This window comes from Burkholderia sp. BCC0405 (assembly GCF_902833075.1).
GTDB lineage: Bacteria > Pseudomonadota > Gammaproteobacteria > Burkholderiales > Burkholderiaceae > Burkholderia.
On sequence record NZ_CADFEO010000009.1, the window covers coordinates 186,118 to 201,188 of the forward strand.

Here is a 15,071-nt window from a genome sequence, read left to right on the forward strand (position 1 = left end):
GACGCGCCTGCGCGATGGCATGCGGCGACGGCAACGTCGCAGGCCATCGCGTCTGCCTCGTCGCTGCGCGCGTCCCCCGTTCTGTCCTATCCTGTGCGAAACACGCGACGCGCCGCGCGTTGCGACCCGACACAGGAGCATCGATGCCGAATCACGCTGAAGCCACGACGACCCAGGCGCCGCAAGCCGCGCCTGTTGCCCCGAACCCGACGTCGGGCCCCGCATTCATCGCGCCCGAAGCCGATCCGCAGGGACTGGCGCGCAACAACCAGTACGTCCTGAAATCCGGCGATGCGTTCGTGGTCAGCGACGCGCTCGGCGACATCGGCGGTCATGACGACGGCCTGTTCGTCGACGACATGCGCGTGCTGTCGAAGTGGCGCCTGACCTTCGGCGGCCGTGCGCCGTCGCTGCTGTCGGGCGCGACGAGCGCCGACAACGCGTCGTTCACCGCGCACCTGACGAACCGCCCGCTGCCGCCGCTCGGGGGCCGCGAAACGCCCGAGGGCGTGATCCATATCGAGCGGATGCGCGTGCTCGCGGGCGACGTGCTTTACGAAGCGCTGACGCTGACGAACTACGGCGCGAGCGAAGCCGAGGTGCCGCTGTCGCTGTCGTTCGCGGCCGATTTCAAGGACATGTTCGAAGTGCGCGGCACGCAGCGCCCGAAGCGGGGCACCGTGGCGGCGCCGCGCGTCGACGCGGGCGCGGTGCGGCTGCGCTACGACGGCCTTGACGGCGTCGAGCGCAACGTGACCGTGCATTTCTCGCCGGCGCCCGATGCGCTGTCGGTCGATCGTGCCGACTACACGCTGACGATCGCCGCGCAGGCCTGCGTGTCGATCTACCTGACCGTCGATGCAACGCTCGGCCCGGCGCATGCGGAAGGGCCGGGATGTGGCCGCGTCGTGCTGCGCACCGCGCTCGTCGGGGTGCACCGCGAGATGCGCGCGCGGCGCGAATCGATGGCGCGCGTGAACACCGGCAATCCGCTGTTCGACGCGTGGCTCGACCGCTCGCTCGCGGATCTCGGGCTGCTCACGACGCAACTCGACACGGGGCCGTACCCGTATGCGGGCATTCCGTGGTTCTCGACGCCGTTCGGCCGCGACGCGGTGATCACGTCGCTGCAGATGCTGTGGCTGCAGCCGTCGCTCGCGCGCGGCGTGCTGCGCTTCCTGGCCGAGCATCAGGCGCGCGAGACCTCCGCGTTCCGCGATGCCGAGCCCGGCAAGATCATGCACGAGTTCCGCCGCAGCGAGATGGCCGCGACGGGTGAAGTGCCGTTCGCGCTGTACTACGGCGGGGTCGACACGACGCCGCTGTTCATCGTGCTCGCGGGCGCGTATGTCGAGCGCACCGGCGACGATGCGCTGATCGACGAGCTGTGGCCCGCGCTCGAGCGCGCCGCGCAATGGGTGATCGACAAGTGCGACCGCAATCCTTACGGACTGCTTGACTATCAGCGCACGTCGGAGCGCGGCCTCGCGAACCAGGGCTGGAAGGACAGCCACGATTCGGTGTTCCACGCGGACGGCCGCTTCCCGGATGGGCCGATCGCGCTCGTCGAAGTGCAGGCGTATGCGTGCGCGGCGCTCGATGCGATGTCGGTGTGCTCGCACCGGCGTGGCCACGCGGCCGATGCGACACGCTACGCGTTGCGCGCGAAGACGCTGCGCGAGCAGGTCGACGCGCTGTTCTGGATGCCGGAAGGCGATTTCTACGGCATCGCGCTCGATGGTCATGGCGACCTCTGCCGCGTGTTCGCGTCGAACGCGGGCCACCTGCTCGCGTTCGGGCTGCCCGACGCGGAGCGCGGCGCGGCGGTCGCCGGCGTGCTCGGCTCGACGCTGTTCCAGACGGGCTGGGGCGTCCGCACGCTGGCGGCCGGCCAGCCGCGCTTCAACCCGATGGCGTATCACAACGGCTCGGTATGGCCGCACGACAATGCGCTGATCGCGCGCGGGCTGGCGCGCTACGGGGACAAGACCGCCGCGGTGAACCTGTTGCGCGCGCTGTTCGAGGCGGCGGTGAGCTTCGAGATGCGCTTGCCCGAGCTGTTCTGCGGGTTCCCGCGCCGGCGCGGCGAACCGCCGACCGCGTATCCGGTGGCTTGCCTGCCGCAGGCGTGGGCGGCCGGTGCGCCGTTCATGATGCTGCAGGCCTGCCTCGGCGTGAGCATCGACGCGTCGCGCCACGAGGTGCGTGTCGAGCGCCCGGCGCTGCCGGAAGGCGTCGACTGGCTGCGGATCGACGCGTTGCGCGTCGGCGACGAAACCGTGTCGCTCACATTCCGCCGCGTCGACGGCCAGGTCGTCGCGTCGGCGGAGCAGCCGGGCGCCGTGAAGGTGGTCGCGGTGCTGTAGCGCGGCGCGGCGCGAATGTTGCGCGATGTCGTGCCACGTTCGCGCGCAGCGGCATAGAATCGTGACATGACCCTTGAACAATGGCGGAGGTAGACGATGACGACCGACAACCGGCCCGACGACAGCGAGCACAAGCTCGAGAATCTGGAAGCGGCGGTCGACCACCTGCACAAGTCGATCGAATCGCAGAGCATCGCGGTCGGCGCGGCGAAGGGCATCCTGTTCAGCCTGATCGAAACGCTCGGCGCGCTGATCGGCGATCCCGACCTGCCCGAGCATGCGCGCTCGGGCTACGAGGCGCTGCGCGACAAGGCGAGCGAATTGCGCGGCGGGCTCGACCGGCATTGATCCCCGGATGGCGCCGGCGCTCGCCGCACGGGCCGCGCCGGTGCTGCCCGATTCTGCAGACGCAGCACAAAACCCCGTGCGCTCAATGAGTTAGGTGGCCGATACGCAGGATATCCACACGCTTGCCAACACAATCTGTGGAGAACCGTCCGGCCCCGGGCCGGGTGCGGCGAGGCCCGTGCGAAAGCACCGGCGCTGCCACAGGGTTGACCTCGCAAGGTCCGTGTATTGAATCCCCTTTTGCATCAGGGTGTTACGCGCCGCATTGGGGGGATATCCACAGGCTTGCCAACATATTCTGTGGACAACTCGCAATCGATTGCGTCGCGCCAGTTGAGGATCGGCCCGTCTGAAGCCGGCGCGTGAAGCCCGTGGATACACGGCTGCCCGATGTCTGCGTCGGCCCGCTAATTCGTACGCGATCAAGGGTTTAGGTCCCGGGTACCCAGGATATCCACATCCTTGCCAACACTTTCTGTGGACAAGCGGGGCCGTGTCATTCGGCCGGTGCCGTGGCGGCCGCTTCGGCCACGATCCAGTCGCGAAAGAGCGTCATCGCCGGTGTGAGCGGCTTCGACTTCAGCGAGGTGAGCCAGTAGCCGCCGGTGCGCACGTCGATGTCGAGCGGTCGTACGAGCAGGCCGAGCTGCAGTTCGCGCGCGAACATGCATGCCGGCGCGAGCGCGACGCCCGCACCCTGCATTGCAGCCTCGACCATCAGCCGCGACGAATCGAACACGGGCCCGTTGACCGCCCACGGCGCGAGTTGCGCGGCATCGAACCAGCCGTGCCATTCGTCGGTGCGGTACGAGCGCAGCAGCGTTTCGTTCGCGAGATCGGCCGGTTGTGCGAGCCGCCGCGCGATGTCCGGCGCGCACAGCGCGGTCAGCGGCGCGTCGAGCAGGCGCTCGTTGCGCGTGGTCGGCCAGTTGCCTTCCCCGAAGCGGATCGCGAAGTCGAGGCCCTCGGCGGCGAGGTCGACGACGTTGTTGTTGGTCCGCATCCGCAACTCGACGAACGGGTGCGTATCGCCGAACTGCTTCAGGCGCGGCATTAGCCAGCCTATGGCAAAGGTGCCGACCACGCCGAGCGTCAGCACCTCGCGGAAGCGCCCGCCGTCGAACTGCTTGAGCACCGTCTCGATGCGGCTGAACGCGTCGCTCAGCACGGGCAGCAGCGCGCGCCCCTCGTCGGTGAGCCCGAGGCCGCGCGGCAGTCGCGTGAACAGCGTGCAGCCGAGCCGCTCCTCCAGCGAACGCACCTGCTGGCTGACCGCGGCCTGGGTCACGCTCAGCTCGAGGCCGGCGCGCGTGAAGTTCAGGTGGCGCGCCGACGATTCGAACGCGCGCAGCGCATTGAGCGGAAGATGAGGGCGGAGCTTAGTCATAAGGATTTCTTTTGTCAGTGCCCAATTATCGTTGCTTGTCAGGCAACCGTAAAGTCCCGATAGTGCTGTCTCGCCGGCCGGCGCTTCAACCCCCTTTCGCTCACCTCATTCCACCACGAGACAACCGACATGACCCACTCATCGAAACGTCGAACCTTGTTGCTGGCCGCTGCGACAGCGCCGCTCGCCCTGACCGTCGCCGCCTGCGCGTCGCGGCAGACTGCTGCACCGGATCCGTCGTCGAGCGAGGCCGCCGCCGCGGGCGGGGCGGCCACGGCGGCCTCGCTCGACGCGGCGACGTTCGATGCGCTGGCGGCGCTCGAACGCAGCGCGGGCGGTCGCCTCGGCGTGTGCGCGATCGACATCGCAAGCGGCCGGCGCGTAGCACATCGCCAGGACGAGCGCTTCCCGTTCTGCAGCACGTTCAAGGCGATGCTGAGCGCGGCGGTGCTGGCGCAGAGCGTCGAGCGACCCGCGTTGCTGCAACAGCGCGTGACGTATACCCAGGCCGACCTCGTCAACTATTCGCCGGTGTCGAAACAGCATGTCGGTGAGGGCATGACAGTTGCAGCGCTGTGCGAGGCCGCGATCCAGTACAGCGACAACTCGGCCGCGAACCTGCTGATCAAGCTGCTCGGCGGCCCGCAGGCGGTGACGGCCTACGCGCGCTCGATCGGCGACGACACGTTCCGGCTCGATCGATGGGAGACCGAATTGAATGACGCGGTGCCGGGCGACCTGCGCGACACGACGACGCCGGCCGCGATGACCGCGAGCCTGAACGCGCTGATGCTCGGCGAGGCGCTGCCGGCCGCGCAGCGTGCGCAGCTCGTCGCGTGGATGCGCGGCAACAAGGTCGGCGACAAGCGGTTCCGTGCGGGCGTGCCGGCCGGGTGGACGGTCGCCGACAAGACGGGCACCGGCGACTACGGCACGACCAACGACGCGGGTGCCGTGTGGTCGCCGTCGGGTGCGCCGATCGTGCTGGTCGTGTACTACACGCAAGCCAGTGCCGATGCACGCGCAAAGGAAGACGTGATCGCGTCGGTCGCACGCATCGTGGTCCGCGCATTCGGTTGAGGCGGGCGGCGCGGCGTGCGTGTGTGATCCGCATGCATGCCGTGCCGCTGCCGTGACCTGCGTGATCAAACGTTGTGCGATCAACGACTTAGGTCATGCATGCTCAGGATATCCACATGCTTGCCAACAAAAATTGTGGACAAGCCCGCGCGCGGCCGCATCCGGCGTGGCGCGGGCCGCCGTGCCGCGTTTGAAGCGGCGCGGACAAAGTCTTTCGGATCAAGCGCTTGGCCTCGGTATGCGCAGGCTATCCACACGCTTGCCAACACAATCTGTGGACAAGCCGGTTCGCACGCGCGCAGGGCGCCCCGTCACGTCGCGAACGGGCGTGTGAGCGGCACTTTCCCGGCCGCGTGCCGCATTTGAAGCGGCGCGGACAAAGTCTTTCGGATCAAGTGCTTGGTCGCGGTATGCGCAGGCTATCCACATGCTTGCCAACAAAATCTGTGGACAAGCCGCGCAGCCGTGGTGGCGACGGTCAGGGCTGCCGATCGTCGACGGTGGGCCAGCGTGCGAACGCGAACACCCACAACATGACGAAGTTCAGGATCGGGACGAACATCGTCAGGATCCACCAGCCCGAATGCCCGGTACGCCGAACGATGCGGACGTACGGATAGATGACGACGGCGACGAGCACGATTGAGACGACCAACTGCCACGCGGTGAAGTGTTCCATGGTCTTCCTCGGAGTGAAGTGTCGTGGTGCGGCGCCGGCGGAACGGCCGGGCCGTCGAGCCGGCGCGCGAAGCCGGCGATGCGCGTCTGCGTGCGGCTCGCGTGATCTTGACGCGAGGCAGGCGCGAGCGTCAAGGCGACGGCGATGCACTGTCGTTGCGCGGGATCGGCCGCCTGCGTGCATGCCCGGGCCGCATGGTGCCGAAACCGTGACGCCGCGCACGAACCGTAGGCCGATCAACGGGTTAGCGCAGGCTTGCGCAGGATATCCACAAGCTTGCCAACACAATCTGTGGGTAAGTGCGCCGCGCATGGCGGGCACGTGCGAGAACCGACTGCGGCGTGCATCGTCGTGGCGTTGTGATGCGTCGTGCGGCGATGCGGGGTATGCGGCGGCCATCCCCGGGGCCTCGTCTGCATCACGCGTGCCAAAGTCCATCGGATCAAGGGCTTAGCGTTGCGGTGCGCAGGATATCCACAAGCTTGCCAACATTTTCTGTGGAGAAGTCGGGGTGCGCGAGCGATGCGCGACACCCCCGCGAATGCCACGCGTTGCCCCGCTTCACCCGTGCACTCACGCTGTGCAGATACCGGCCACGCCGACTTTCTGGAACAGGTGCGGGCTCGCGACGGCGGACGACGGATAGGCCGACAGCTTGGCGACGAACGCCGGATGCGTGAAGGCCGCGCGAAACGCTTCGGTCGATTCCCAGACCGCGTAGTTCAGGTAAGCCGGACTATCGCCGAGCGCGCGATGCAATTGGGTCGAGATGAATCCCGGCTGCCGCTTCATGAATTCGGCGTCGTCCTTCCACACGGCGAGAAAGTCGGCTTCGTCGGCGGCGGCCAACGTGAACACGTTGACGAGGACGACCGGCTCCGCGTCGATGGCGATCTGTTGCTGGATCGGAAAGGCCGGATCCATCGGCTTGAAATGAGGCATGGGAATTCCTTCGGATGAGGGGGACGGGGCGATTGAGCGCTCACGTCGGTGTAGCGGCGCCATGCGCGCTGGACATCGCTGACAGCACGCGGATCGCCGCATCCAGATCGGTCGAACTGAAGTCGCCGGCGATGTCGCGGACATGCTGTTGCCATTGCCCGACCACGGCCTGATAGGCCGCCTCGCCGCGAGGCGTCAGCGCATACAAGGGCGAGCGCTTGTGCGCCGGGTTGGGCAGCGATTGAACCAGCCCTTCGTCGGTCAGCACGTTGATCTGTTTCAGCACGGCCTGCCGCGTGATGCCCATCGCGTCGGCGACCTGCGGGATGTTCGGGGCTTCCGGCGCGAGCGAGATGGCGCCCAGCACCTGCCAGCGTGCACTGGTCAGGCCGTGGGGCCCGGCAAACGTGTTGCCCCATTCGATCAGCAGGCCGTTCAGGCGGAATACGGACAGCGCGACGGTGGTCAGCTTCGCGGATTTCGTCATGTTCGATACGCGGGATGAATTGACAACTACTTTACGTCATGGACAACTGGTTGTCAATGTTGCGAGCGAATCGCCGACGACAGCTGAGCGGGATGCTTAGCCGACCCGCGCTGGCGCATTTACCGCGCACGCCTGGCAATCCCTTTCCGGTCAATGGCTTGGTGCTGTTAATGGACGGTTGTCCACAAGCTTGCCAACACAATCTGTGGACAAGCCGCGCGATGCGCGGGTCAGGCCGGCAGCGGAAAGCGCACCGTGACGGTCAGCCCGCGCCCGCCGCGCGTGGTGCCGAGCGCAACCGTCGCGCGATGCTGTTCGGCGATCCGCTTGACGATCGACAGCCCGAGCCCGCTGCCCGACGACGTGACGGCCTGCGCGCCCGCGCCGCGATAGAAGCGCTCCCACACGTCGGTGCGTTCGGCCTCCGGGATCCCCGGGCCGTCGTCGGCGACTTCGAGCACGGGCGTCGCGCCGTCGATGCGTGCAGACACATCGACACGCGCGCCGTCGCCCGCATAGCGGATCGCATTGTCGACGAGGTTGTTCAGCAGTACGCGCAGCGTGTCCGCGTTGCCCGACGTCATCACGGGTGTCGACACGATCGCGCCGAGATCGATCCGGTGTGCGTCGGCGACGCGCGTGCGATCCGAAACCACCGACCGGCACAGCGCGGCGAGATCGACGGGGGCCGACACGGCGGCGGCGGCCTGCGCATCGGGTTCGAGGCGCGCGAGCGTCAGCAACTGCTCGGCGAGGTGGCTGAGGCGCGTCGTGCCTGCATGGATCTGCGCGAGGATCTGCTCGCGTTCTTCGGCGGTCGCCGCGCGCCGCAGCAATTGCGACTGGATCGACAGGCCCATGATCGGCGTGCGCAACTCGTGTGCGGCATCGGCGATGAAGTGACGCTGCAGCGTGAACGAGCGGTCGAGGCGCGCGAGCAGGTCGTTGATCGCTTCGGCGAGCGGCCGGACTTCGTTCGGCATCGAGCCGACGTCGACCGGTTCCAGATTGTTCGCATTCCTGCGCTTGAGGCCGGATGCAATCGTGCGCAGCGGCCGCAACCCCGCGCCGATGCCGAACCACAGGCCGATCGCGAGCAGCGGCAGCATCGAGAACACGGGCCACAGCAGGTGCACGGCGATGCCCGCGATCGCTTCCCATCGTGCATGGCGTGCCTGCGCGAGCCGGATCGTCGTGCCGCCGCGCTGGGTCACATAGGTGCGCCACGGCTGGCCGGCGACGTCGACACTTGCGATGCCCTTCTGCTCGGGCGGCGGCAGTTTCGAATCGCGGTCGGTCGAATACACGAGCGTGCCGTTGCGCCAGACCTGCAGCAGCACGGCGTCGGGGTCGCTCGCTTCGAAACCGTGCTTGCCGTTGGCGTGGTTGCTGAACGACAGCTCGCCGTTCGGACCGACGACGATCTGCTTCGACATGCTGCGCATCTGGTCGTCGAGCAGGTCGTCGAGTTCGCGCAGCGCGCCCCAGTAGGTGCCCGCGCTCGCGACGAGGCCGATCACGCACGCGGCCGGCAGCAGCCACGTCAGCAGGCGCCGCCGCAGCGATGCGTTGCGCCAGCGCGCGATCGCGCGTTGCATGCGCGTCATGGGCCGTCACCGATCCGGTAGCCGACGCCGCGCACCGTGCGGATCGTGTCGTGGCCGAGTTTCTTGCGCAGGTTGTGGATGTGCACTTGCACGGCGTTGCTCTCGATTTCCTCGCCCCAGCTGTACAGCCGCTCCTCGAACTGCTCGCGCGAAATCACCGCGCCCGGGTCGCGCATCAGCTCGTGCAGCAGCACGAACTCCTTCGGCGACAGCGGCACTTCGTCGTCATTGAGCCAGACGAGGTGCTTGACGGGGTCGAGCCGCAGCGGGCCGATCGCGAGCGTCGTCTGCGCGCGGCCCGCATGGCGGCGGTTCACGGCGCGGATACGGGCGAGCAGTTCGTCGAGCTCGAACGGCTTGACGAGATAGTCGTCCGCACCGCTGTCGAGGCCTGCGATGCGCTCGGGCACGCCATCGCGCGCGGTGATGATGATCGCGGGGAGGTTTTCGTCGCGGCGGCGCAGCGCGGCGAGCACCGACAGGCCGTCGCGGTTCGGCAGCCCGAGATCGAGCAGCAGCAGGCCGTAGCCGGTCGCGCGCAGCGCGAGCGATGCGGCGTCGCCGTCTTTCACCCAGTCGACCGCGAAGCCTTCCTGTTTGAGGCCCTGTTCGAGCCCGCTGCCGATCAGCGGATCGTCCTCGACGAGCAATACGCGCATGGATTGGTGTCTCTTCAACGGGGCGCCGCGGCACCCGGGGTTCCCATCATAAGCGCCCGTGTCTTAGGCGGACCTTAAATGCGGGCGGCGCGCGGCGGGCGTTGGCAGGCGTCCGATGCGGCGCCGTGTCGCTTCGGCGCGGCCTTCAGGTTTGCTTAATCTTACGGTCCGTAATCTACGGCCGTCGCGTTCAACGGGGCGCGGCGTCACATCGAAGAAGAGGACCACGATCATGAAACACCTGGCCAGAATCCTGACGGTTGCGCTCGCCACGCTGCCCGCCGCCGTCTACGCGCAATATACGGGGCCGTCCGCGCTGACCCCGACGACCGTGAAGGAACTGCTCGCGAACGGCAAGGACGACCAGCACGTGCAGTTGCAGGGCCGCATCGTCAAGCATGTTGGCGGCGAGGATTACGAATTCGCCGATGCGACCGGCACGATCCGCGTCGAGATCGACCACAAGCTGTGGGCGGCCGGCCAGCCCGTCAGCGACAGGAACGAAGTGAAGGTGACCGGCGAATTCGAGCGCAAATGGTCGGGTAGCGTGAAGGTCGACGCCGATCACGTCGAAGTGCTGCGCTGACCGGTGCGCGCGGGGCCGGTGATACCATGGACGACCGGTTCCCGTACCCACCAAGATGGCCGCCAATTTCGACGAACTCGCGTCCCGGATCCGGGCGCAATTTTCCGAGCTGAGCCCGCAATTCCAGGCGGGCGCTGCCTTCCTGCTCGATCATCCCGACGAGGTCGCCACCTCGTCGATGCGCAAGGTCGCACAGCGCGCGCGGGTGCAGCCCGCCTCGCTCGTGCGGCTCGCGCAGCAATTCGGCTTCCCCGGCTGGAACGAGTTGCGCGACCTGTGCGTCGCACGCGTGCGCACGCGCCCCGAGCCGCTCACGCAGCGGGCGCGCTCGCTCGTGCGGCCCGACGCGAAGGCGTCGCTCGCGCACGACCTGCTCGCCGCGCAACAACACAACCTGTCGGCCACCGCCGCGCAGAACGAGCACGCGCTCGCCGATGCCGCGAAACTGATCCGCAAGGCGTCGCACGTGCATGTCGCGGGGTTTCGCTCGTGCTATCCGGTCGCGTTCGGCTTCGTGTACGGCTACCGGCTGTTCCGTCCGACCGTGTCGCTGCTCAACGGCGTCGCCGGTTCGCTCGAAATGGAGCTGCGGACGATCGCGAAGCAGAGCGTGACCGTCGTCGTCAGCTTTGCACCGTATTCGGCGGAAGCGACGCGCGTCGCACAGGCTGCGAAGGCGCAGGGCAGCCGGATCGTCGCGATCACCGACAGCGCGGTGTCGCCGATCGCACTGCACGCGGATGCGCAACTGATCTTCACGCACGACAGCCCGTCGTTCTTCCCGTCACTGGTGGCCGCGCACGCGATGGCCGAAACGCTGGTCGCGCAGTTGCTGGCGCTCGAAGGCAGCGATGCGGTCGCCGCGCTCGAGCGCACGGAAGCGGAACTGCACGCGAAGGGTGCTTACGTCGTTTGACGCGGTACGTGCGGCTTCAATCCTTCCTTGTTTTCGATTCAGGCGAACTCGACCGATGACGTTCACATACGAGGTGACGGACGCGGGCGACGCGAACGTGCGCAAGCAGATCGTCGCGCCGCTCATCCGGTTCAACGAAAGCCAGGCGGGGCCGAACGATGCCCGTCCGCTGGCCGTGGTCGTGACCGATGGCGATGGCGCGGTGGTGGGCGGCCTGTGGGGCAGCACGGCGTACGGCTGGCTGCATGTCGACCTGCTCGTGGTGCCCGAGGCCGCGCGCGGCCAGGGCGCGGGCACGCGCATCATGGATCTGGCCGAGGCGGAAGCCGTCGCGCGCGGCTGCCACAGCGCGTGGCTCGACACCTTCGACTTCCAGGCGCGGCCGTTCTACGAGAAGCGCGGCTATGCCCGTTTCGGCGAGTTGCCGGATTATCCGGTCGGACACACGCGTATTTTCCTGACGAAGCGGCTCGCGGGTTGAGCATCGCCGCGGCGTGGCGCGGTTGACGAGGTCGCTGGCGCTCGCCTAGGATACCGGGCAGCGATGCAGGTCGCTTCCGGGTCCGCGGAAAGGGTTGAACCCACCTGTCGCGGCAAATTCACTTTCCCCCTGTCCTTTGTGCTGGCGGTATTGCGGACCTTCGGCCACGACTGCACGAGGATTCGCATGAAAAAGCTGCCTCCCAAGGCCAATCCCGATCATCTGAAAAAGCAGGCCAAGGCATTGTTGCGCCTGTACCGGCAAGGCGACGCCGATGCCGTCGCGCGCTTTGTCCGGTTTCTCCCCGCCGCCGCGAACCGCACGCACGACGAAGCGCGCGCGCTCGGGCTTCGCCTGCATGACGCGCAATCCTGCATTGCGCGCGAGTACGGCTTTGCCTCATGGGCCGATCTCGGCGCATTCGTCGAAACGCATGCGCTGGCGGGGCAACCGCGGTCGCAGCTGATCCGGCGCTGGCTCGACCTGGCGTACGGCGGCGACGTGACCGGCGGCTTCGACGCACCCCGGCCGCGCGTCGCCGCACAATTGCTGCTCGACCATCCCGATCTCGTTGCGGGCGATCCGACCGTCGCATGCGCGGCCGGCGACCTCGACGCGGTGAAGGCGGCACTGGCCGCCGATCCCGGCTGGATCGCGCGCGCCGGCGGCGTGCTGAAGCTGCCGCCGCTGGTCGCCGTCACGCATTCGCGGCTCGGGCAGCTTCCCGGGTTTGCCGCCAGGCTGCGCGCCTGCGCGCGTCTTCTGCTCGATGCCGGCGCCGATCCGAACCAGCGGATCGGCAACCGCTTTCCGCCGGCTTCGCTCGCCGAGCCCGACGAAGCGGCCCCGCTGTCGGCCCTGTACGGCGCAGCGGGCGTCAATCGCGATCCGGTTCTTACCGCCATGCTGCTGGAAGCGGGCGCCGATCCGAACGACGGCGAATCGCTGTATCACTCGGTGGAGAACCCGGCCTGTACGCGCCTGCTGCTCGAACACGGCGCGCGGGTGGGCGGGACGAATGCGTTGCGGCGTGCATTCGACATGCGTGACGCAGAGGCGCTCGAACTGCTGCTCGCGCATGGCGGCGACCCGAACGAGCCGCCCGGAGCGGGGCTGGCGCAGACCTGGGGCGCGCCGTTGTTGCGGGCGATCGGCGTGCGCTGCTCGGCGCGCCACGTCGCCGCGCTGCTGGCGGCCGGCGCCGATCCCGGCGCGCGGACGCCGGCAGGCGTCAGTGCGTACCGGCTGGCGATGCAGACCGGGCTGCCCGACGTCGCGGCGTTGTTGCGTGCGGCCGGCGCGGAAGAGGCGCTCGATGCGCAGGACGCGTTCGTGGCGGCCTGCGCGCGCGCCGACGCCGACGATGCGCGGCGCATCCAGGCGCGCCATCCCGACCTGCCCGGTGCGCTGTCGGGCGAGCGGCTGCGGTTGCTGCCGGACGCCGCCGCGTGGGGTTCGGGCGACGCCGTGAAGGTCATGGTCGAACTCGGCTGGCCGATCGCCGCGCGGGGCGGCGACTGGGATGCGAGCGCGCTGAATCACGCGGTGTTCCGCGGCGATGCGGACTTGCTCGCGTTCCTGCTCGCGCACGGCGCGAGCTGGCGCGACATGCACGGGTTCGGGAGCGACGCGCTCGGCACGTTGTCCTGGGCATCCGTCAACGAACCGGAGCATGCCGGTGCGTCCGACTGGGAGGCTTGCGCGCGGGTGCTGCTCGCGCACGGCGTGCCGCATGCCGCGCGGGATCCGTCGAATCCGGACGGCGTGCTGATCGACGGTCGCGCGATGCGCTTCTCGGAGGCCGTGACCGACGTGTTGCTCGGCATCGACGACGGCCCGACCGCATCGATCTGAACGACCGTGGGCCGGTGGCGGGCAGGCGGCGGCGCCGGCACGCTCGTTGCCGGCTGCCGGCGCACAGTCGGCGCGCCGGGTCGTTCCGGTCGCACGACGACATTTCGGCGAACGCTGAAACGTCGCGTGCACGTCCGGCGTAAGCTCGGTCGTCAACTTCCCTCCGGAGTCCGCGATGACCCGTTCCGACCTGCAAGCCCGCCAAGCCGAAGCCTTCCGCGCCCTGCATGCGCGCCCCGGCGCCTTCATCATCCCGAACCCGTGGGACGCCGGCACCGCGCGCCTGCTCGCGATGGCCGGCTTCGAGGCGCTCGCGACCACGAGCGCCGGCTACGCGTTTTCGAAGGGGCAGCCCGACAATGCGATCGACCGCGACGCGATGCTCGATCACATCGTCGAGATCGTCGCCGCGGGCGGCCTGCCCGTGAGCGCCGATCTGGAGAACGGCTTCGGCGACGCGCCCGGCACGGTGGCCGAAACGATCCGGCTCGCGGCCGAGGCCGGCGCGGTCGGCGGCTCGATCGAGGACGCGACGGGCCGCGCCGACGCGCCGATCTACGCGCGCGAAGCGGCGATCGAGCGTATCGCGGCCGCCGTCGACGCGGCACGCGCGCTGCCGTTCCCATTCACGCTGACCGCGCGCTGCGAAAACTACCTGCATGGCCGCCACGACCTCGCCGACACGATCGCGCGGCTCGTCGCCTATCGCGACGCGGGCGCCGACGTGCTGTACGCGCCGGGTATCACCGATGCGGACGAAATCGCGGCGGTGACGCAGGCGGTCGGCGCGCCCGTGAACGTCGTGATGGGGCTACAGGGCGGCTTGCTGAGCCTCGACGCGCTGGCGGCGCTCGGCGTGAAGCGCGTGAGCGTCGGCGGCGCGCTGGCGCGGGCCGCGCTTGGCGCATTCCTGCGCGCGGCGAAGGAGATGGCGCAGGACGGCACGTTTACGTTTGCGCAAGCTGCCGTACCGGGGCGCGATATCAACCGCTGGTTTGCATCACCCGATAATTCACCGGTTTTGTTCGGAGAATAAGTGTAAATAAACCGTGGGATCGTTTCCAGCCGAAACTTTCAATTGACTATAATCAATCGATTTCGCGTCAAGATTAAAAATCGGTGACGGCGTAAAATACATCGTCTATTCTCCGCATTCATCCCGTTCGACCTTCGCCGGCGCGCAAGCCGCGCCGGATCGGGCGATCGGGCGCCCGCCGTGCGGGTCGATGCCGCGCATTGTTGCATTTCCCCGTTCAGGATGTTTTTTGAACGCGGGAGTTGCAGGCTGTTTTTTTGATTGATAATCTGCGGCACGTTCGAATGAACGATTGGTAAGCCGCCGGTAATATCGATATATAAGAATGTTGAGAGAGCGATGACGAACCGAGAAAATCAACGCGTCAGGTTTCGTGTCGGCGATGTCGTGACGCTGAAGACGGGCGGGCCGCGCATGACCATCGCCTATGCCGGGCCGGTCGTATTCGACGACGGCGACTGGCTGATCTGCCAGTGGTTCGACGAAAACGGCGAATTCCGGCAGGAAATGTTCCCTCACGACACGGTGGTGCCCGAGCCGCGCGCGATTTCGGCCGGGCGCGTCCGCATGCGCATGCAGTCGCATCGCTGCCGCTCGGCTGCCTGACAATCACCTGTCGTCGCGATGCGGCCGCGCCCGGTAC

Annotated in this window: 15 protein-coding genes; 9 read left to right on the plus strand and 6 right to left on the minus strand. The window is 68.0% G+C overall.

The features are described from left to right. Positions 1–143 precede the first annotated feature (143 nt). Positions 144–2,366, plus strand: coding sequence for an amylo-alpha-1,6-glucosidase (locus tag HWX36_RS17230; RefSeq protein ID WP_175953248.1), 2,223 nt, complete (start codon positions 144–146; stop codon positions 2,364–2,366). Positions 2,367–2,462: 96 nt separating this feature from the next. Further along, on the plus strand, positions 2,463–2,714 hold the full coding sequence (locus tag HWX36_RS17235) for a hypothetical protein (protein WP_011354368.1): 252 nt from the start codon (positions 2,463–2,465) through the stop codon (positions 2,712–2,714). A 496-nt stretch (positions 2,715–3,210) separates the two neighbouring features. Here the strand turns inward: HWX36_RS17235 and penR are convergent, their stop codons facing one another. Beyond that, positions 3,211–4,101 carry a beta-lactamase transcriptional regulator PenR gene (gene penR, locus HWX36_RS17240; RefSeq protein WP_175953249.1) on the minus strand — a complete coding sequence of 297 codons (891 nt, stop codon included), beginning with the start codon at positions 4,099–4,101 and terminating at the stop codon, positions 3,211–3,213. A gap of 129 nt (positions 4,102–4,230) precedes the next feature. Here penR and blaPEN-bcc point away from each other — a divergent pair, with 129 nt between their 5' ends. Further along, complete coding sequence (blaPEN-bcc, locus tag HWX36_RS17245; protein ID WP_175953250.1) at positions 4,231–5,181, plus strand: PEN family class A beta-lactamase, Bcc-type; 951 nt, start codon at positions 4,231–4,233, stop codon at positions 5,179–5,181. 478 nt (positions 5,182–5,659) lie between these two features. On the opposite strand, the gene HWX36_RS17250 is transcribed toward blaPEN-bcc, so the two are convergent. From HWX36_RS17250 to HWX36_RS17270, 5 genes are all read right to left on the minus strand, one after another. Further along, entirely contained in the window at positions 5,660–5,860 is a 201-nt protein-coding gene (locus HWX36_RS17250; RefSeq protein WP_175953251.1) for a hypothetical protein, read from the minus strand. Positions 5,861–6,433: 573 nt separating this feature from the next. Further along, complete coding sequence (locus tag HWX36_RS17255) at positions 6,434–6,802, minus strand: antibiotic biosynthesis monooxygenase family protein (RefSeq protein ID WP_175953252.1); 369 nt, start codon at positions 6,800–6,802, stop codon at positions 6,434–6,436. Between the two features lie 40 nt (positions 6,803–6,842). After that, complete coding sequence (locus HWX36_RS17260) at positions 6,843–7,289, minus strand: MarR family winged helix-turn-helix transcriptional regulator (RefSeq protein ID WP_175953253.1); 447 nt, start codon at positions 7,287–7,289, stop codon at positions 6,843–6,845. A 230-nt stretch (positions 7,290–7,519) separates the two neighbouring features. Beyond that, positions 7,520–8,896, minus strand: a complete 1,377-nt coding sequence (locus HWX36_RS17265) for an ATP-binding protein (RefSeq protein ID WP_175953254.1) — start codon at positions 8,894–8,896, stop codon at positions 7,520–7,522. Beyond that, positions 8,893–9,555 (minus strand): response regulator, encoded by a 663-nt coding sequence (locus tag HWX36_RS17270; RefSeq protein WP_175953255.1) that lies wholly within the window; start codon positions 9,553–9,555, stop codon positions 8,893–8,895. The genes HWX36_RS17265 and HWX36_RS17270 overlap by 4 nt, the downstream gene beginning before the upstream one ends. A 232-nt stretch (positions 9,556–9,787) precedes the next feature. Between HWX36_RS17270 and HWX36_RS17275 the strand changes: the two genes are divergently transcribed. From HWX36_RS17275 to HWX36_RS17300, 6 genes are all read left to right on the plus strand, one after another. Beyond that, entirely contained in the window at positions 9,788–10,141 is a 354-nt protein-coding gene (locus tag HWX36_RS17275; protein WP_175953256.1) for a NirD/YgiW/YdeI family stress tolerance protein, read from the plus strand. A gap of 55 nt (positions 10,142–10,196) precedes the next feature. Continuing rightward, positions 10,197–11,057, plus strand: coding sequence for a MurR/RpiR family transcriptional regulator (locus HWX36_RS17280; RefSeq protein WP_175953257.1), 861 nt, complete (start codon positions 10,197–10,199; stop codon positions 11,055–11,057). A 55-nt stretch (positions 11,058–11,112) separates the two neighbouring features. Continuing rightward, a complete protein-coding gene (locus HWX36_RS17285; protein ID WP_175953258.1) occupies positions 11,113–11,538 on the plus strand; it encodes a GNAT family N-acetyltransferase in 426 nt (141 codons plus the stop codon). A gap of 186 nt (positions 11,539–11,724) precedes the next feature. Continuing rightward, a complete protein-coding gene (locus HWX36_RS17290; protein ID WP_175953259.1) occupies positions 11,725–13,392 on the plus strand; it encodes an ankyrin repeat domain-containing protein in 1,668 nt (555 codons plus the stop codon). A gap of 175 nt (positions 13,393–13,567) precedes the next feature. Next, positions 13,568–14,428 carry an isocitrate lyase/phosphoenolpyruvate mutase family protein gene (locus tag HWX36_RS17295; RefSeq protein WP_175953260.1) on the plus strand — a complete coding sequence of 287 codons (861 nt, stop codon included), beginning with the start codon at positions 13,568–13,570 and terminating at the stop codon, positions 14,426–14,428. 339 nt (positions 14,429–14,767) lie between these two features. Beyond that, the gene (locus HWX36_RS17300) at positions 14,768–15,034 is read left to right on the plus strand and encodes a YodC family protein (RefSeq protein WP_175953261.1); all 267 of its coding nucleotides are present in this window, start codon (positions 14,768–14,770) and stop codon (positions 15,032–15,034) included. Positions 15,035–15,071 lie beyond the last annotated feature (37 nt).